The organism is Enterococcus raffinosus (genome assembly GCF_001886185.1).
GTDB lineage: Bacteria > Bacillota > Bacilli > Lactobacillales > Enterococcaceae > Enterococcus_A > Enterococcus_A raffinosus.
Map to the genome: position 1 here is coordinate 16,219 of NZ_JXLA01000012.1, position 19,687 is coordinate 35,905.

Annotated in this window: 15 protein-coding genes; 13 read left to right on the top strand and 2 right to left on the bottom strand. The window is 39.1% G+C overall.

Annotated features, from left to right (window positions below):
• Positions 1 to 23 precede the first annotated feature (23 nt).
• From topA to RV13_RS08055, 7 genes are all read left to right on the top strand, one after another.
• On the top strand, positions 24 to 2,102 hold the full coding sequence (gene topA, locus RV13_RS08025) for a type I DNA topoisomerase (RefSeq protein WP_010744647.1): 2,079 nt from the start codon (positions 24 to 26) through the stop codon (positions 2,100 to 2,102).
• Between the two features lie 20 nt (positions 2,103 to 2,122).
• Complete coding sequence (trmFO, locus tag RV13_RS08030; RefSeq protein WP_010744648.1) at positions 2,123 to 3,421, top strand: FADH(2)-oxidizing methylenetetrahydrofolate--tRNA-(uracil(54)-C(5))-methyltransferase TrmFO; 1,299 nt, start codon at positions 2,123 to 2,125, stop codon at positions 3,419 to 3,421.
• 217 nt (positions 3,422 to 3,638) lie between these two features.
• Positions 3,639 to 4,520 carry a tyrosine recombinase XerC gene (gene xerC, locus RV13_RS08035; RefSeq protein ID WP_035016516.1) on the top strand — a complete coding sequence of 294 codons (882 nt, stop codon included), beginning with the start codon at positions 3,639 to 3,641 and terminating at the stop codon, positions 4,518 to 4,520.
• A 29-nt stretch (positions 4,521 to 4,549) separates the two neighbouring features.
• Positions 4,550 to 5,095 (top strand): ATP-dependent protease subunit HslV, encoded by a 546-nt coding sequence (gene hslV, locus RV13_RS08040; RefSeq protein WP_010744650.1) that lies wholly within the window; start codon positions 4,550 to 4,552, stop codon positions 5,093 to 5,095.
• A gap of 40 nt (positions 5,096 to 5,135) precedes the next feature.
• Entirely contained in the window at positions 5,136 to 6,527 is a 1,392-nt protein-coding gene (gene hslU, locus RV13_RS08045; protein ID WP_010744651.1) for an ATP-dependent protease ATPase subunit HslU, read from the top strand.
• 17 nt (positions 6,528 to 6,544) lie between these two features.
• Positions 6,545 to 7,333, top strand: coding sequence for a GTP-sensing pleiotropic transcriptional regulator CodY (gene codY / locus RV13_RS08050; RefSeq protein ID WP_010744652.1), 789 nt, complete (start codon positions 6,545 to 6,547; stop codon positions 7,331 to 7,333).
• Positions 7,334 to 7,459: 126 nt separating this feature from the next.
• Positions 7,460 to 8,329 (top strand): aldose 1-epimerase family protein, encoded by an 870-nt coding sequence (locus RV13_RS08055; RefSeq protein WP_010744653.1) that lies wholly within the window; start codon positions 7,460 to 7,462, stop codon positions 8,327 to 8,329.
• A gap of 59 nt (positions 8,330 to 8,388) precedes the next feature.
• On the opposite strand, the gene RV13_RS08060 is transcribed toward RV13_RS08055, so the two are convergent.
• Both RV13_RS08060 and plsY read right to left on the bottom strand, forming a co-directional pair.
• Entirely contained in the window at positions 8,389 to 9,003 is a 615-nt protein-coding gene (locus RV13_RS08060) for an NUDIX hydrolase N-terminal domain-containing protein (RefSeq protein ID WP_010744654.1), read from the bottom strand.
• Entirely contained in the window at positions 9,004 to 9,633 is a 630-nt protein-coding gene (gene plsY / locus RV13_RS08065) for a glycerol-3-phosphate 1-O-acyltransferase PlsY (RefSeq protein ID WP_010744655.1), read from the bottom strand.
• 123 nt (positions 9,634 to 9,756) lie between these two features.
• Here plsY and RV13_RS08070 point away from each other — a divergent pair, with 123 nt between their 5' ends.
• The 6 genes from RV13_RS08070 to RV13_RS08095 all read left to right on the top strand — a co-directional run bounded on the left by RV13_RS08070 (position 9,757) and on the right by RV13_RS08095 (position 19,630).
• Positions 9,757 to 10,179, top strand: a complete 423-nt coding sequence (locus RV13_RS08070) for a CoA-binding protein (protein ID WP_010744656.1) — start codon at positions 9,757 to 9,759, stop codon at positions 10,177 to 10,179.
• 266 nt (positions 10,180 to 10,445) lie between these two features.
• Entirely contained in the window at positions 10,446 to 12,473 is a 2,028-nt protein-coding gene (parE, locus tag RV13_RS08075; protein WP_035016517.1) for a DNA topoisomerase IV subunit B, read from the top strand.
• Between the two features lie 13 nt (positions 12,474 to 12,486).
• Positions 12,487 to 14,934, top strand: coding sequence for a DNA topoisomerase IV subunit A (gene parC, locus RV13_RS08080; protein ID WP_010744658.1), 2,448 nt, complete (start codon positions 12,487 to 12,489; stop codon positions 14,932 to 14,934).
• 288 nt (positions 14,935 to 15,222) lie between these two features.
• On the top strand, positions 15,223 to 17,514 hold the full coding sequence (gene pflB, locus RV13_RS08085) for a formate C-acetyltransferase (protein ID WP_010744659.1): 2,292 nt from the start codon (positions 15,223 to 15,225) through the stop codon (positions 17,512 to 17,514).
• 255 nt (positions 17,515 to 17,769) lie between these two features.
• Positions 17,770 to 18,555: a pyruvate formate-lyase-activating protein gene (pflA, locus tag RV13_RS08090; protein ID WP_082718858.1), complete on the top strand. Its 786-nt coding sequence runs from the start codon at positions 17,770 to 17,772 to the stop codon at positions 18,553 to 18,555.
• A gap of 145 nt (positions 18,556 to 18,700) precedes the next feature.
• A complete protein-coding gene (locus tag RV13_RS08095) occupies positions 18,701 to 19,630 on the top strand; it encodes a manganese-dependent inorganic pyrophosphatase (protein WP_010744661.1) in 930 nt (309 codons plus the stop codon).
• Positions 19,631 to 19,687: the final 57 nt, after the last annotated feature.

Consider the following 19,687-nt stretch of genomic DNA (forward strand, 5'->3'; position numbering starts at 1 on the left):
AAAAATTGAGGAGGCAAAAACATTTGGCCTATAAATACCTAGTTATTGTGGAATCACCAGCAAAAGCAAAGACCATTGAAAAATATTTGGGAAGAAACTATAAGGTGGTAGCAAGCGTTGGACACGTTCGTGACTTGCCAAAAAGCAAGATGGGAATTGACGTTGAAAATAATTATGAGCCACACTATATTTCAATTCGCGGCAAGGGCGACGTAATTAAAAGCTTGAAACAAGCGGCTAAAAAAGCGCAAAAAGTTTATCTCGCAAGTGACCCGGATAGAGAAGGAGAAGCCATTGCCTGGCATCTCGCTTATTTATTGGGACTAGATTTGAAGGATAAGAACCGCGTAGTATTTAATGAAATTACAAAAGATGCTGTAAAGGCAGCATTTAAAGAGCCTCGTTCAATTGATGTTTCTTTGGTGGATGCCCAACAAGCCCGTCGAGCATTGGATCGCTTAGTTGGCTATTCCATTTCACCTATTCTTTGGAAAAAAATCAAGAAGGGCTTAAGTGCCGGGCGTGTTCAATCCATTGCTCTAAAGATGATTATTGATCGTGAACAAGAAATTCGTGAGTTTGTACCAGAAGAATACTGGAGTATTGATGGAAACTTCAAGAAGAAAACCAAAAAATTCAAAGCTAATTTCTGGGGTGTAGACGGTAAAAAGAAAAAATTACCAAACGCCGAAGCAGTCAAAGAGATCACTTCTCGAATCGATGGTAAGGATTATGAAGTTACAAAGGTTGAGAAGAAGGAACGAAAAAGAAATCCAGCGTTGCCGTTTACGACAAGTAATATGCAACAGGAATCTGCTCGTAAATTAAATTTCCGTACTAGAAAAACGATGATGGTTGCTCAGCAATTGTATGAAGGGATTGCCTTGGGGAAACAAGGAACAGTTGGGCTGATAACCTATATGCGTACGGATTCCACTCGTATCTCGGATACAGCCAAAACGGAAGCGGCTGAGTTTATCGAGAAAACTTACGGGAAAGAATATTCTCAGCATCATGCGCGTAAAGCAAAAAATCCTCAGGGTTCTCAAGATGCCCATGAAGCAATTCGCCCTACTAGTGTTCAGCGGACACCAGATGAAATGAAGCAGTATTTGGATAAGGATCAATTAAAGCTTTATACATTAATCTGGTCACGTTTTGTCGCAAGTCAAATGACTGCGGCAATCCTGGATACCATGAAAGTGACACTAAACCAAAATGGCGTCATTTTCATAGCTAACGGTTCAAAGATCAAATTCAAAGGGTTCATGCAGGTATATATTGAGGGTCGTGATGATGGCAAAGAGGATAAGGAAAATATCTTACCAGAGCTTGAGACTGGGGATGTTGTTCAATCTGTGAATATTGAGCCCAAACAACATTTCACTCAACCGCCAGCTCGTTTTAGTGAAGCAACACTAATCAAAACACTGGAAGAAAATGGTGTGGGTCGTCCATCAACCTATGCGCCGACGTTAGATACGATTCAACGTCGTTATTATGTGAAATTGACCCAACGACGTTTTGAACCTACAGAATTGGGTGAAATTGTTAATACTTTGATTGTCGATTTCTTCCCACAAATAGTGGATGTCAACTTCACAGCAGAGATGGAAAATGATCTGGATAAGGTTGAAGAAGGCAAGGAAGAATGGACAAAGGTAGTCGATCGCTTCTACAAACCGTTTGCTGTTGAGCTGGAAAAAGCGGAAGAGGGTATTGAGAAAATCCAAATCAAGGATGAACCCGCTGGCTTTGATTGCGATGTCTGCGGGCATCCAATGGTCATTAAGCTTGGGCGATACGGAAAATTCTACGCATGTAGTAATTTCCCAGACTGTCGTAATACCAAACCGATCATCAAGGAAATTGGTGTTGAATGTCCGGTTTGTCATAAGGGACAAGTTGTGGAGCGCAAATCGAAGAAGAACCGTTTATTCTATGGGTGTTCACGCTATCCAGACTGCGACTTTACTTCTTGGGATAAACCAATTGGCCGGACTTGTCCGAAAGATGGTGGTTATTTAGTTGAGAAGAAAGTCAAAGGCGGCAAACAAGTTGTCTGTGTAAATGGTGACTACGAAGAAGCAGTACAAAAATAAATTATTTAAGTGAGGAATAGATGGTAAAGACAGTAAATGTTATCGGGGCTGGATTAGCCGGCAGTGAGGCTGCTTGGCAATTAGCAGAAGCGGGAGTCCCTGTGAATTTATATGAGATGCGACCGATTAAATCAACTCCAGCACATCATACCGGGAATTTTGCGGAATTAGTTTGTAGCAATTCATTGCGGGGAAATGGTTTAACGAATGCCGTTGGCGTTCTAAAGGAAGAAATGCGGCGCCTACATTCAGTGGTGATTTCTTCTGCTGATGAGACGGCGGTACCAGCGGGAGGCGCACTTGCAGTGGACCGCAATAATTTTTCGGAGCTGATCACTCAAAAAGTGAAAAATCATCCAATGGTCACTGTTATCTCCGAGGAAATTACTAAGATTCCAGAGGGGATAACAATTATCGCTACAGGTCCATTAACCTCGGAAGCATTGGCTGAAGAAATTGCTGAATATAATGGCTCTCATGGGTTTTATTTCTATGACGCCGCGGCACCGATTCTAGATGGCGCTACCATTGATCGTGAGAAAGTCTATTTAAAATCTCGATATGACAAGGGTGAAGCAGCCTATCTGAATTGTCCGATGACCGAAGAAGAATTCATGCGCTTTTATGAAGCTTTGATTGAAGCTGAAGTAGCTCCCCAGAAGGAGTTTGAGAAAGAAAAATTCTTTGAAGGATGTATGCCAATTGAAGTCATGGCTAAACGTGGCATTAAAACGATGCTGTTTGGTCCAATGAAACCAGTTGGTCTTGAAGATCCTAAAACAGGTAAACGACCTTATGCGGTTATTCAATTGCGACAAGACAACGCGGCAGCTTCTATGTACAATATTGTTGGCTTTCAAACGCATTTAAAGTGGGGAGAACAGAAACGTGTCTTTCGCTTAATTCCTGGTTTAGAGAATGCAGAGTTTTTACGTTATGGAGTTATGCATCGCAACAGTTTTATGAATTCACCTGAGTTACTTAAGCCAACCTATCAAAGCAAGAAACGAGAAGACTTATTTTTTGCTGGTCAAATGACCGGCGTTGAAGGATATGTTGAAAGTGCTGGTAGTGGGTTAGTAGCGGGGCTGAATGCTGCTAGATTGGCAAAAGGGGAAGAATTTATTGAATTTCCTCGTGAAACAGCGATTGGCTCAATGGCCTATTACATCACCCATGCTGAAGGAAAGCATTTCCAACCGATGAATGCTAATTTTGGTTTGTTTCCTAGTTTGCCAGAACGAATTCGTGATAAGAAACTTCGCTATGAAACGTTAGCTGAGAGAGCATTAGCGGCTTTATCAGAAATGAATCTTTAAAGAAATTCCGTTGCTTCGGCAATGGTTTTTTTTATTTAGACAAAATAAATCGGATTCCTGTCTGATTCGACAGGAATTATGAAATATCTGTAAAGAATTGTTAGTATATTCGTGAAAAGTCAATAAATTCTGACAATTCAATTGTATTTAAAAAGGTCTTATGCTACATTTGTGTTATGTTTGTGAGGTGAGATGAAATTTGGAAAATGAAGCAGCAATGCGTGAGTTCATGGGCTATTTAATAACAGAACGTGGTTATTCAGAGAAAACGAAGGATGCGTATGAACGTGATTTAAACGATTTTTGTCAGTTTCTAGAAAATTCAGGAGACCCCTCATTGACTGCGGTAGATCATTTAGATGTTCGTGTTTATTTGGCGTTTTTAAATGATCAAAAATACAGTCGCAATACTATCAGTCGAAAGATTGCTAGTTTACGTTCTTTTTATCAATATCTCCTTAAACACGAAAAAATTAAAGAGAACCCTTTTTCTTATGTTCACCTCAAAAAGAAGCATGCGAGGTTGCCACGTTTCTTTTACGAAAAGGAGATAGAAGTCCTTTTTGATAGTGTTGAGGGGACGAAACCTTTGGAACAACGAAATCGAGCATTGTTAGAGGTGCTATATGGTTCAGGACTTCGTGTCAGTGAATGTGCAAACCTCACATTATCTGTCATCGATTTTGACAATAGTGTTATGCTGATCCATGGTAAGGGCAATAAGGATCGGTATGTTCCGTTAGGTTCCTATGCGTCGGATGCTATTCAAGCGTATGTTGATGACGGTCGTAAAAGTTTGATGGAACGTTTCGGTAAAGATCACGACTATCTTTTTATTAATCATCGTGGAGATCAGATTACGTCTACTGGGATTGAATACGTGCTAAATCAAATAATCAAAAAAAGCAGTTTAACTAGTGACATTCATCCTCATATGTTGCGCCATACGTTTGCCACACATTTATTGAATAATGGGGCGGACCTAAGAACGGTGCAGGAATTATTAGGACACGCGAATTTATCCACTACGCAAATTTATACACATGTTACAAAAGAAAGCTTACAGAAAAGTTATCGCTCGTTTCATCCAAGAGCTTAAAAGTTATTTTCAACGAAGGAGAGAATAAGATGTCAGAATCACAATTTCATTCAACAACGATTTGTGCGATCGAAAAAGATGGGAAATTAGCCATGGCTGGTGACGGTCAGGTAACAATGGGAGAACAAGTTATCATGAAAGGCACGGCGCGTAAAGTTCGTCGGATCTACAATGGAAAAGTCGTTGTGGGCTTTGCTGGTAGTGTAGCCGATGCTTTTACTCTAGAAGAAAAGTTCGAAGGAAAGCTAAATGAATACAACGGAAATCTTCAAAGGGCTGCTGTGGAATTGGCCCAAGAATGGCGTACACAACAGGCTATGAAGAATTTGGAAGCGTTGTTGATTGTCATGAACGAAGAGGAAATGCTGTTGGTTTCAGGAAACGGTGAAGTAATCGCTCCTGATGATGGGATATTGGCGATCGGTTCAGGAGGAAACTATGCTTTGGCAGCTGCTCGTGCTATGAAAAAACATAACTCTGAAATGAGCGCGAAGGAAATGGCAGAAAGTGCCTTAAATATTGCCGCAGATATTTGTGTCTTCACAAACCATAATATTATCGTTGAAGAGATGTAAGTAAAAAAATCAGTAGATGATATGAGTAAGGAGAATCAGGATGACTGAAATCAATAAAACACCAAAGGAAATTGTTAGTGACTTAGATGAATACATTATTGGACAAGATGAAGCGAAACGATCAGTAGCCATTGCATTGCGTAATCGTTACCGTCGAATGCAATTAGAAGAATCGATGCAGCAGGAGGTCACACCGAAAAATATTTTAATGATCGGACCTACTGGGGTCGGTAAAACGGAAATCGCTCGTCGTTTAGCACGGATCGTCAAGGCACCCTTTGTCAAAGTTGAAGCGACTAAATTCACGGAAGTTGGATATGTCGGACGGGATGTAGAATCAATGGTACGTGATCTAGTTGAGAACGCGATTACTATTGTAGAGAAAGAGCAATATTCAAGGGTATATTCTCAAGCGCTAAAAAGAGCGAATAAGCGTCTGGTAAAGGTATTGGTTCCGGGTATTAAAAAAGAGCAAAAACAAAGTAACAATCCCTATGAACAAATGATGAATATTTTTAATCAAGCGCAAACTGAACCGAAAGAAGAAGTTACCGAAGATATAAAAGTAAATCGTCAAACCGTCCTTGAGCAGCTTGAAAAAGGGTTGCTGGATCAAAGAGAAGTAACGATCGAGGTCGCTGAACCGAAAAAGGCAATGCCAATGAACAATGGTTTAGAACAAATGGGCATTGACTTGTCTGATACATTAGGCGCATTGACACCTGAGAAAAAAGTTCAACGTACAGTAACAGTTAAAGAAGCACAAGAGCTTTTGGTAAAAGAAGAACAAGCCAAATTAGTGAATGAAGGAGATATTTCTACTGCCGCGATCAAGTTGGCTGAAAGTTCCGGTATTATCTTTATCGATGAAATCGATAAAATCACTTCTAAATCACAACAAAATTCAGGTGAAGTTTCTCGTGAAGGCGTTCAAAGAGATATTTTGCCAATTGTAGAAGGATCACAGGTGAATACCAAATATGGTGCGATCCAAACCGACCATATTCTATTTATCGCTAGTGGGGCATTTAGTTTTTCAAAACCAAGCGATTTGATCCCTGAATTGCAAGGACGTTTTCCAATTCGGGTCGAATTAAGTGATTTGTCTGCTGAAGATTTTGTCAGAATACTGACTGAACCAAACAATGCGTTGATAAAACAATATGTCGCTCTTGTTGGGACTGAAAATGTCAAAATTATTTTTACGCAGGAGGCTATTGAACGAATTGCTCAAATTGCTTTTGATGTCAATCGAGAAACGGATAATATCGGGGCCCGTCGATTACACACCATCTTAGAAAAATTATTAGAAGACTTGCTATTTGAAGCACCAGATATGCAAATGGGTGAAATTAAAATTACAGAAGCATATGTGGATGAGAAGTTAGCATCCATTGCTCAAAATAAAGATTTAAGTCGTTATATTCTTTAAAAAATGGAGGGGAAAAAGTGGAAACATTATTAGAGAAAACACGCCAAATCAATAAGTTAATGCAGCAGAAGAACGCCTTTGAGCCAACTGCTGAATTACCTTATAACAACATGGCGCGAATTTTAGGGGATATTTTGGGATCATTGACGTATATCATTGGTGCAGAAGGAAAATTGTTGGGACTTAATGAAAAGATTGATATTAACACTGATCGTGTTCGGTCGTTTTTAGTGGATCGTCAATTTCCAGATAGTTATGTCTCGGAAATGAAGGAAGTTTTTAAAACGGAAGCAAATATTCCCGTGGCTAATAGCCTAACAGCCTTTCCGACTGAGCGCGCGGAGTTGTATCCAAATGGATTGACGACGGTCATTCCAATCTTTGGCTCAGGGGAACGATTAGGGACCATTATATTAGCTAGAACAGAAGGAGCATTCAATGATGATGATCTAGTCTTAGCTGAATACGGTGCGACAGTTATTGGAATGGAAATTTTGTATCAACAGTTTTTAAATGTTGAAGAAAAAATTCGTAGCCAAACAGCTGTACAAATGGCAATCAGTACACTTTCTTACAGTGAATTAAAGGCTGTAAAAGCAATTTTCGATGCTTTAGAAGGCGATGAAGGACGATTAACTGCCTCAAATATAGCCGATAAAATTGGTATCACGCGTTCAGTGATTGTTAATGCTTTGCGGAAGTTAGAATCTGCAGGTATCATTGAATCACGCTCTCTTGGTATGAAAGGTACCTATTTGAAAGTTTTAAATCCATTGTTCAAGGATGAATTAGTCCGCCATAAGTAAAATGTCAGTCTAATCATTCTGTTTGAGAATAAGGTTTTCAATACAGTAAGCGGATAATGTAATGTATCGTTGGATGATATCGAAGGAAACAATTACAATTAACGAAAAGCGAGGAGTGGGGTATTTATGTCAGTGTCAATCAGCAATGATTTTTTGCAGGCAACGATTAATGAAAAAGGGGCAGAACTTACCAGTTTACGTGCCAATGATATCGAGTATATTTGGCAAGCAGATCCAAAATACTGGAATCGCCATGCACCGTTTTTATTTCCATTTGTAGGACGCTTAAAAGATAATCAATACACATACAAAGGCCAAACATATCCGATGGGACAACACGGATTTGCTCGTGATAAAGAGTTTAAAGTCATTGAACAAAAAAAGGATAAGGCAACGTTTCTTTTAGAAAGTGATGAAGAAACAAAAAAAGTTTATCCTTTTGATTTTAGTTTGACGATTAGCTATGAGATATGGGGCGAAGGCGTTCGAATTCGTTTCAATGTTGAAAATACGGGAACGGAAGAAATGATTTTTGCTTTAGGAGGTCATCCTGCCTTTAATATTCCACTGACTGATGATTTAAGTTTTGAAGATTACTTCATTGCTTTCTCTCCACAAAAGTCGCGTGTAAAAATACCTCTAGAAGGTCCTTTTGCAAATTTGGATCAAAAAACGATTGGACAGACCAATACCAATATTCAATTGAGTCGCGATCTATTTAAAGAGGATGCTTTGATTTATGAAACTCGTGGTCTAAATGCCTACACTTTAGGAAGTGAAGAATCTCCCCACAGTGTAACTCTAGCTTATAACAACATCCCTTATGTCGGACTGTGGTCGCCATATCCGAATGAGGCACCTTTTGTTTGTATTGAACCTTGGTGGGGTTTTGCGGACACGGTAGATAGTACTGGGCGATTAGAAGACAAAGAGGGAATGAATCGCTTAGCGCCTAAGGGGAATTTTAAAACAGAGTTTTCAATTACTGTGAGTTAACGTATAAAAAATGCTTCGCCTGACAATCAAAATTGTCAGGCGAAGCATTTTTTTCTCTCTTAATCAAAAGGCACACGCCAATGTTCCTCATTGTGTGCTTTAAAGCAAAGTTCAATTTGTTCTTTAGTATTTTTCTCTTCCGCCAATTGAGGCAGAGAGTCTTTTTCAAACCAATCCGTTTTTAACGTCTCTATATTTTCAACAAAACTGCCGCCGGTTACGTGGCACTCAATAAAAATTTTACAAACACTGTAAGCATAGCGTGGTAAATTATGCTTGTTGCGGTCCTGAATGGCAATTACTTTTTGCGGTATAACTGTTAAACCAGTTTCCTCTAATGTTTCCTTTACCGCATTTTCTTTAATCGATTGGTTGAAATCGACCCAGCCGCCGGGCAGTGCCCATTGCTTATCTTTTTCTTGAACTAATAAAATCTTATTATTCTTAAAAATGGCGGCACGAGTATCTAATTTTGGTGTTGGATACCCAACTTCTTCGGCGAATAGTTTTCGTAATTTTGGCATTGGAATCGGTGTTTGAACAGCTAACATTTCAGTTGCAATGGTACGAATACGTTCAAAACGTTCTTGATCAAAAGGGTCTTTCGTATAAGTTAAACCAGCCTGTGACAAAGCCTGTAATTCAATTGCCCAATCTAAAAACTGCTCTTCCATCTACTTCTCCTTTTTATTCAGTCCAAAAGAAACTTTGTTTTCAGTTCCTGACTTGATTCGTTGGATATTTTCTCTGTGACGATAAATGATGTAGCAGGTTAAAGCAAAACAGACCAACGTCAATAACCAGTTAAAAGAAGGTAAAATGGCGGGCCAAATAAAGGGCAACGCAATGGAGGAAAGCGTGACAAAAATAGCTGAAGCAATACTCGCTGCACTGACCATGCTAGTTATATAAAGAATGATCAAAAAGAAAACCAATGAATAGAAAAAGAATAAAGGAGCAAATGCTAGAAGCATTCCTGCGCTTGTGGCAACCGCCTTTCCACCTTTGAACCCGGCAAAAATAGGTAGTGTATGTCCTATTACAGCTACTAAACCAAACCATAGAGGATTAATATCCAAATGAAAAAGGATCGGCAGATAGGTGGCTAAAGAGCCTTTTAATAAATCCATAGCAAAAACAACAAATCCAGCGGTTCTTCCCAATACACGAAAGGTATTGGTGGTTCCTGAATTGCCGCTACCAAATTCTCGAATGTCTTTCTTGAAAAAAAGTTTTCCAATCCATATACCGGATGGAATAGATCCTAAAAGGTAAGCTAGGACAAAAAGTATAGCGGTTTTCATATGAATCCTCATTTCTCTGTTAGTAAGGCTATTTTATCAGATTTCAAAAGAGTGAACAAATTCTAATCACATGCTATACTGACTATTGTGAGTAAATAAATTGAACTAAGCGAGGGAAATCAAATGAGTTTTCAAAATCCTAGTCAAGAAAAGATCTTTCAATACTTAGACGAAGCGCAAGTGATCGCCGTTGTCGGCTTTAGCGACAAACCAGAAAAGACGAGTTATCAAATTGCGGAAGTTCTAAAAACACATGGCTATAAATTATATGGAGTAAATCCGAAATTAGCTGGTCAGACAATCAACGATATTCCAGTCGTCGAAAGCTTAACTGCTGTACCGGAAACGATTGATATCGTGGATATTTTTAGACGAAGCGAATTTTTGCCTGCTGTTGCGGAAGAATTTTTGAAGACCGACGCGAAAGTTTTTTGGGCGCAATTGGGTCTAAGCAATGAAGAAGCAGCTAAAATGCTGCAGGATCAAGGACGCATGGATATCGTTATGGATCAGTGTGTGAAGATCGAATTAAACAAAAAAGCGTAATGCTTGAGTTGATTTTATTAAAAAAAAAGCTTAAAATGCCTTTTCAGAAACAGGATAGGCTTTTTTTTTGAGCTTTTTTAGCGTATCATACAAATGATGTACTTTTAGAAACGGATCCATTGAACTTAGTAGGGCTCATCTATAGGTAAAAAATAATTTTTAGAGGAGCTTTGTTTTTGTGGTATCCGGTACGAACAAGCAATCTATTTTTCTTCTTGAAAAATAATTATGTTAAATAGGAATGAGGAGTTGTAGGCTTGGCTAAGATGAACAATGAATACAATGACGCTTCGATTCAAGTACTAGAGGGATTAGAAGCGGTTAGAAAACGACCGGGAATGTATATCGGCTCGACAGATAGTCGCGGTCTGCATCACTTGGTTTATGAAATCGTCGACAATGCAGTTGATGAGGCATTGTCCGGCTATGGTAATGAAATCGAAGTGACCCTGCATCCAGACAACAGTGTGGAAGTAAGTGATAAAGGTCGAGGAATGCCAGTTGGTATGCATGCATCAGGCATCCCAACAGTCGAAGTCATCTTCACCATTCTTCATGCTGGCGGAAAGTTTGGTCAAGGTGGCTATAAAACTTCTGGCGGATTGCATGGCGTTGGTGCGAGCGTGGTAAATGCCTTGTCAGAATGGTTGACTGTAACGATCGTCCGTGAAGGGGTGGAATACCGTGAAGTGTTCAAAGATGGTGGAAAACCTCAAGGGACTTTAGAGAAAATCGGCAAGACTCGTAAACCAAACGGAACGACCGTACACTTCTTGCCTGATGCGCAAATCTTCTCAACACTTAATTTTTCTTATGAAACGTTATCAGAACGTTTACGGGAATCAGCCTTCTTGTTAAGAGGCGTTAAAATTACTTTAACGGATCTGCGTGGAGAAGAAAAAGAAACAGAAGTCTTTCATTTTGAAGAAGGAATCAAAGAATTTGTTGAGTATTTAAATGAAGATAAAGACACGTTAACGCCGGTTGTTTATTTTTCTGGTGAGCGTGAAGGGATCGAAGTTGAATTTTCCTATCAATACAATGATGGTTATTCAGAGAACCTTCTCTCATTCGTTAATAATGTACGAACTAAAGATGGCGGTACTCATGAATCTGGAATGAAGACTTCCATGACGAAAGCATTCAATGAATATGCGCGCAAATCAGGTTTGTTAAAAGAAAAAGATAAAAACTTGGAAGGTTCAGATTTCCGTGAAGGGTTATCTGCGGTTTTATCTGTTCGAATTCCAGAAAATCTTCTGCAATTTGAAGGGCAGACGAAAGAGAAGTTAGGAACGCCTGCTGCTCGTGGAGCAGTCGATAGTGTCATTGGTGAACAGATGGGCTTCTATTTACAAGAAAATAGTGAAAATAGCCAAATGCTGGTTCGTAAAGCCATTAAAGCTCGCGAAGCTCGTGAAGCTGCACGCAAAGCCCGTGAAGAAAGCCGTAACGGTAAGAAACGGAAAAAAGGGGAGTCTCTCCTTTCTGGAAAACTGACTCCAGCACAATCGCGAAATGCGGCGAAAAATGAATTGTTTTTAGTCGAAGGAGATTCTGCCGGTGGCTCAGCGAAGCAAGGCCGTGATCGGAAGTTCCAAGCAATTCTGCCATTACGAGGAAAAGTCATCAATACCGAAAAGGCTAAAATGCAGGATATTTTGAAAAATGAAGAGATTAATACCATGATTTATACAATTGGCGCAGGTGTTGGACCTGAATTCTCAATTGAGGACTGCAATTACGACAAGGTAATTATTATGACCGATGCGGATACCGACGGTGCACACATTCAGGTGTTGCTATTAACCTTCTTCTATCGCTATATGAAACCCCTGATCGAAGCAGGGAAAGTTTATATTGCTCTGCCACCACTATATAAAGTTTCCAAAGGTGCAGGACGCAAGCAGGTGATCGAGTATGCATGGACCGACGACGAGCTGCAGGATGTGACTAAAAAAGTTGGGAAAGGCTATATGCTGCAACGTTACAAAGGGCTCGGCGAAATGAATGCTGAGCAATTATGGGAAACCACGATGGATCCTGAGTATCGTACGTTAGTTCGAGTTCGAATTGACGATGCTGCACAAGCTGAACGTCGAGTGACGACTCTAATGGGTGATAAAGTGGAACCACGTCGTAAATGGATCGAAAACCATGTACAATTCACTTTGGAAGAAGATGGCAGCTTATTGGACAATAAGGAAGAAACGTCTACTGTGCCAGTATCTGAACAACACGAGAAAGAAGAGACAGCTGATCAAGTGAAAATAATCAGTTTGTTCGACGAGTAGGAGGTGGTCAAAGATGGATGCAAAACATTCGATTCAAGAATTAACATTAGAAGAAGTAATGGGTGACCGTTTTGGCCGCTATTCGAAGTATATTATTCAAGAACGGGCGCTGCCTGACATCAGAGATGGATTAAAACCCGTTCAACGGCGTATTCTATTCTCTATGAATAAAGATGGGAATACCTATGATAAGGGATTTCGTAAATCTGCGAAATCTGTAGGGAATATCATGGGGAACTATCATCCCCATGGAGATAGTTCAATCTATGAAGCAATGGTTCGCCTAAGTCAGGATTGGAAATTACGGCAGGTTCTGATTGAGATGCACGGAAATAATGGGTCAATGGATGGAGACCCTCCTGCGGCGATGCGTTATACAGAAGCCCGTTTGTCACAACTGAGCGGCGAGATGCTACAAGACATTGAGAAAGAAACGGTTGATTTCGTCTGGAACTTTGATGATACAGAAAAAGAACCGACTGTTCTTCCAGCTGCTTATCCTAATTTACTGGTTAACGGGTCAACTGGGATCTCTGCAGGTTATGCGACTGAAATTCCTACCCATAATTTATCGGAAGTAATTGATGGAACGATATATTTAATTGACCATCCAAACGCTTCATTAGAAAAGATTATGGAGTATATTCCCGGGCCAGATTTTCCGACTGGAGGAATTCTGCAAGGGAAGGCTGAAATCAAGAAGGCTTACGAAACGGGAAAAGGCAAAGTAATTCTTCGTTCTAAAACGTCAATCGAACCATTAAAAGGCGGAAAACAGCAGATTGTTATTCATGAGATCCCTTATGAAGTGAACAAAGCGGTTTTAGTTAAAAAAATGGATGAAATCCGATTAAATAAAAAAATCGACGGCATCGCCGAAGTTCGTGATGAATCTGACCGGACAGGTTTGCAGGTGGTTGTTGAGTTGAAAAAAGACGCAAATGCAGAAGGAATTTTGAATTACTTATTCAAAAATACTGATTTGCAGATCAATTATAATTTCAACATGGTTGCTATTGATAACATGACGCCGCAGCAAGTTGGATTGAAGCATATTTTAGTAAGCTACATCGGCCACCGTAAAGAAGTGATCACCAAACGTAGCCAATATGAACTCGCTAAGGCACAGAAACGGCAACACATTGTTGAAGGATTGATGAAGGCTTTATCAATCCTTGATGAAGTAATCTCTACGATTCGCGGTAGTAAAGACAAAAAGGATGCTAAAAATAATTTAGTCGAACGTTTTGAATTCAGTGAAGAACAGGCAGAGGCAATTGTGACTTTACAATTGTATCGCTTAACGAATACAGATATCACTCAGCTAGAAAAAGAAGCTTCTGAATTAGCCAAGGAAATCAAAGAATTGCATTTGATTTTAAACAGCGAAAAAGAATTGCATAAAGTGATGAAACAAGAACTACGTCAAATCAAAAAGAGTTACGGAAATGATCGTTTGACGAAAATTGAAGACGAAATCACCGAAATCAAGATTGAGACGGAAGTTCTAATCGCTCAAGAAGAAGTTATTGTTACCCTAACAAAAGAAGGGTATTTAAAGCGCAGCAGTTTGCGTTCATACAATGCGTCTCGACCAGATGAACATGGTATGAAAGATGGCGACTCTATTATCTTCATTGATAAACTGAATACCCTTGATCATCTATTGATTTTAACCAATCATGGAAATATGATTTATCGTCCGGTTCACGAAATTACTGAGCTGAAATGGAAAGATGTTGGTGAACACATTTCACAGACTATCACTAATTTATCTATGACCGAAGAGATTATTGCTGCTTTCCCATATAAAGAGATTGATGCAAACAAACTCTTTATCTTCATGAGTAAAGAGGGAATGATCAAGCAAACTCGAATGACCGAATTTTCTCCTTGGCGGACCTATCGCAGCCGACCAACGACAGCCATGAAAATGAAAAACGATACAGATCAAATCGTCTCCGTCTTTTTGACCGACGAAGTTCGCAATGTGGATGTATTTATTGCTTCTCATCGTGCCTTTGGATTACGTTATCCATTAGATGAAGTGCCAGTAGTCGGATCGAAAGCTGCTGGTGTAAAAGCAATTAACCTGAAAGACGGTGACTATGTAGTTTCTGGTGCTCTGGTACCATCTGAGGGCGATTCACCTATACTATTATTGAGCCAACGAGGTGCGGCTAAACGGATGCTTGCACAAGAGTTGCCGCAATTAGGACGTGCGAAGCGCGGTCTGATGATTTTCCGTGAGTTAAAGAAAAATCCGCATCGCTTGAGTTATATGACGACGGATACTGAAGGAAAGCTTCTTCTTACGACGAGCAAAGGAATCGAAAAAGAATTAGAGATTTCAAATGTAGCTATCAGTGATCGCATTTCCAATGGTACCTTCACGATTGATGAGAAAAAGGAAGGCGAACTTTATTCTGTTGTTCACCCTCAAGAATTGATAGAAGATTAGTTCTTCTGTGCTACAAAAAAATAAAACAGTTGGGTATCTGTATTAAAACAGATGCCCGTTTTTTTTATCACAAAATACGTCTTATTCACAATGAATAATGAATTTTATTTAAAGCTTAGTAATGCAAAATTGCTTTTAAATCAAGGGTTTGCGAACGATTACAAAAATATCTTATTTTCTAATTAATCTTTCACAAGGAAAGGCTTGCATAAAAGATTTTATGTGTTATACTTTGTTCGTAAACCTGTAGTAATTACGTTTTTAATATTCTAAGGAGGTCCTTTTGAAATGGGAACTGCAACAAATGAACTAGAAAAAATGAAAAACACAGAAAAAACTGCATGGCAAGGTTTTAAGGGTCATCTGTGGAAAAATGAAATCAATACTCGGGATTTCATTCAAGCAAACTACACACCTTATGAAGGTACTGCTGATTTCTTGGCTGAACCTACTGAGGCAACAAATGAATTATGGACTAAACTACAGCAGCTTCAAAAACAAGAACGTGAAAATGGCGGTGTATTAGACATGGAAGCAGATGTCGTATCTGCAGCTAATGCTTATGGTGCTGGATATATCGACGAAAACTTGAAGGACAAAGAAGCAATCGTTGGTATCCAAACAGACAAGCCTTTAAAACGTGCGTTTATGCCTTATGGTGGGATCCGCATGGCCGAAGAATCACTTGAACGTTACGGTTATACTCCAAATCCTAAATTTACTGAAATTTTTAATGATTACCATAAAACACACAACCAAGCTGTTTTCGATGTATACACACCAGAGATTCGTGCCGCTCGTCGTGCGAAGATCATTACTGGTCTTCCTGACACTTACGGTCGTGGACGTATCGTGGGCGACTACCGTCGTATTGCTTTATATGGTATTGACTACTTGATGCAAGAAAAATTAAAAGATCATGCAAACTGCGGTCACGGTCAATTTACAGAAGAGGATATCCGTCTTCGTGAAGAGATCAGCGATCAATATAAAGCTTTAAAACGTATCAAAGAAATGGCTGAAGCCTATGGGTTTGATATTTCACGTCCAGCAGAAAATGCGAAAGAAGCAGTACAATGGACGTACTTTGGTTATCTTGCAGCGATTAAAGAACAAAATGGTGCGGCAATGTCTATCGGACGTGTCTCTACTTTCTTAGATATCTATATTCAACGCGATATTGAAAATGGCACATTGACAGAAGAAGAAGCACAAGAATTGATTGACCACTTAGTAATGAAATTACGTATGGTTAAATTTGCACGTATCCCTTCATACAACGAATTGTTCTCAGGAGACCCAGTTTGGGCTACTTTGTCTATTGCAGGTATGGGTATGGATGGACGTACTTTAGTAACAAAAAATGATTTCCGCTTCTTACACACATTAGAAAATATGGGACCATCTCCAGAACCAAACTTGACGGTGTTGTATTCTTCTCGTTTGCCAGAAGGATTCAAAGATTATGCTGCAAAAATTTCAATTGATACATCTTCTATCCAATACGAAAACGATGATGTGATGCGTCCAGTATGGTTAGATGACTATGCGATTTGCTGCTGTGTATCTGCTACACAAACTGGTAAAGAAATGCAATTCTTCGGTGCTCGTGCCAACCTAGCGAAAGCATTGTTATATGCGATCAACGGTGGGGTTGATGAAAAATCAAAAGCACAAGTTGGACCTGATTTCCGCCCAATTGATTCAGATGATGCTTTAGACTTTGATGTCGTTATGGCGAAATATGATGATATGCTGGAATGGTTAGCAGGAATGTATGTAAATACTTTGAACGCGATTCACTTCATGCATGATAAGTATTATTACGAAGCAGCTGAACTAGCGTTGATGGATACAGACTTGAAACGTACATTTGCAACAGGAATCGCAGGATTCTCACACGTGGTCGATTCATTGGCGGCTATTAAATACGCAAAAGTTTATCCAATTCGCGATGAAGACGGAATCGTTACAGACTTCAAGATTGATGGCGAATTCCCTAAATACGGAAACGACGATGAACGCGCAGATGATATCGCTGTATGGTTGTTGAAGACATTTATGGAAAAACTTGAGCATTATCATACTTACCGTAATTCAGAACCAACAACGTCTATCTTAACAATTACTTCTAACGTTGTTTATGGTAAAGCAACAGGTACATTACCTGATGGACGTAAAGCAGGTGAGCCGCTAGCTCCAGGGGCTAACCCATCTTATGGTGCTGAACAAAATGGTCTGTTGGCTTCACTTAACTCATTGACTAAATTGCCTTACGAATATGCATTAGATGGTATTTCAAATACTCAAAGTATTAACCCAGATGCATTAGGTCATGATGAAGATGAACGGATTGAAAACTTAACAAACGTTTTAGATGGCTACTTTGATCAAGGAGCACATCACTTGAACGTAAATGTTTTTGGTAAAGAAAAATTACTCGATGCTATGGAACATCCAGAAAAAGAAGAATACGCAAACTTTACGATTCGTGTTTCTGGTTATGCGGTTAAATTTATCGACTTGACTCGTGAACAACAAGAGGATGTTATCAGCCGTACATTCCACGCAAAAATGTAGGTTGCTGACTTTAGTAATTGAATGTATAGTAAGGGCGGATGGACGGAAGTCTATTCGCCTTACTTTTCATCATTTTAATTAAGAATGACGTGAGTTTTAAAAATTTGAATGGTACAATGCATCAGATTCAAAATAGATAAAAGGTGTAACTAGTATAAGTTATTTTCTCTTACACATTTAATGAGCTACAAGGTATAGAAACATAGTGAAAAACAACACTTAAAAAAATTACATATATTGAGGGAGGGACTGTTTATGTCTACTATGACTGAACAACCTATTGTCGGAAATGTCCATTCAATCGAAAGTTTTGGATCGGTGGATGGTCCTGGTGTACGTTTTATCGTCTTTATGCAGGGCTGTCGAATGCGTTGTCAATTTTGCCACAATCCAGACACCTGGAAAATCAATGATCCGAAAGCAAAAAAAAGAACAGCTGATGATATTTTAAAAGAAGCTTTGAATTATCGGAGCTATTGGGGGAAAAAAGGGGGAATCACTGTAAGTGGTGGAGAACCTTTATTGCAAATTGATTTTTTGATTGACTTGTTCAAAAAAGCCAAAGAAATGGGAATCAATACAACGCTAGATAGTTGCGGCAAACCCTTTACATTTGAAGAACCATTTTTCTCAAAATTTGAAGAATTGATGCAATATACGGACCTAGTACTATTTGATATCAAACAAATCGATAATCAAAAGCACAAAGAATTGACTGGTCAAAGCAACGATAATATTTTAGAGATGGCGAAATATCTATCATATATCAACAAGCCTGTCTGGATTCGCCATGTATTAGTACCTTTTAGAAGCGACTATGACGAATTTTTAATTCGATTAGATAAATTTATTAAAACGTTGAACAACGTAGATAAAGTTGAGATTTTACCTTATCACACAATGGGTAAGTACAAATGGGAAGAAATGGGCCTGAAGTATCCATTAGAAGGAATTGAACCACCGACAGATGATCGAGTGGAGAATGCGAAAAAATTGTTGCATACGGAAGATTATAAAGGCTATTTAAAAACTAAAGTCTAAAAATGAAAATCGGGCAGATGGTGTCCGATTTTTTTGAAAATGATAGAAGTTTAAATATTTATAAAAGGAAAAGGCGGTATGTTGTTGCTCTTTTCCTTTTTTTTGATATGATAAAGAAGAACTTATTTAAAGGAGCGAATCAACTATGGGAAAAGTTTTAATTTTTGGACATCAAAATCCTGATACAGATGCGATTGGAGCAGCGATTGCATACGCAAACCTACAAAAGGAGTTAGGTGTGGATGCTGAAGCAGTTGCATTGGGGACACCAAATGAAGAAACACAGTTTGCTCTAGATCATTTTGGTTTGACAGCTCCGCGTGTAGTAGAAAAGGTCGCGGCTGAGACGAATGACGTAATGCTAGTTGATCACAATGAATTCCAACAAAGCGTGGCAGATATTGAAGAATTAAACATTCTTTCAGTGGTTGACCATCACCGAGTAGCAAACTTCCAAACAGCGAACCCACTTTATTATCGTGCAGAACCTGTTGGATGTACTTCAACAATCGTATTGAAGTTATACAAGGAAAATAATATTGCCGTTCCTGCAAAAATTGCTGGTATGATGTTATCAGCGATCGTTTCGGATACGTTACTATTTAAATCACCTACTTGTACACAAGAGGATATTGATGCAGCTAAAGAATTAGCGAAAATTGCAGGAGTTGACTTAGATAGCTATGGGTTAGATTTATTGAAAGCTGGAACCAATTTGGGTAATAAGTCTGAAGCAGAATTGTTAGACTTAGATGCCAAATCATTCCCTATGGCTGACAAAACGGTTCGAATCGCTCAAGTTAATACCGTTGATTTGAACGAAGTTTTTGCTCGTCAAGATGCGTTGCGTGATGCTATGCTATCTGAGAATGTAAAAAATGGCTATGACTTGTTCTTGTTGCTTGTTACGAATGTGCTAGATTCTGATTCTGAATTATTAGTTGCTGGCGAACCAAGAGAAAAGGTTACAGAAGCATTTAACGTAAAACTTGAAAACGATCGAGCATTTCTACCAGGAGTTGTTTCCCGCAAGAAACAAATTGTTCCTCAATTGACAGAAGCATTTGATAAATAATATGAATGATTAAAAAGTGGACTTTTGAAGGTCCACTTTTTTGTGGGATTTTTTAAG